At 69.1% G+C, this 256-nt stretch carries 1 protein-coding gene; it reads right to left on the reverse strand.

All coding sequences use genetic code 11. From position 1 onward, the window contains the following. Positions 1-154 precede the first annotated feature (154 nt). On the reverse strand, positions 155-256 hold a 102-nt coding region (locus tag BJP32_RS17440; protein WP_158043326.1), incomplete at its 5' end, for a hypothetical protein.

Here is a 256-nt window from a genome sequence, read left to right on the forward strand (position 1 = left end):
CCGCATCGACAACGTCATGGCCTTCGAGAAGTGGAAGGCGGGCAAGGACTTCGACGCCCCGGTCCGCACGATCACCGACGTGCTGGGGCGGCTGCGGTACGGCGCCAAGGCCTAACTGCCCTCTCCCATTGGGAGAGGGAAGGCGGGGAGAGGGTTAAAGGATGCGGTTGACGTGCGCCATCTTGCGTCCCGGCCGGGCGTCGTGCTTGCCGTAGAGGTGCAGGCGGGCGTCGGGCTGGGCGGCCAGCGCGCGCCA

The organism is Brevundimonas sp. ZS04 (genome assembly GCF_001956865.1).
Taxonomy (GTDB): Bacteria; Pseudomonadota; Alphaproteobacteria; order Caulobacterales; family Caulobacteraceae; genus Brevundimonas; species Brevundimonas diminuta.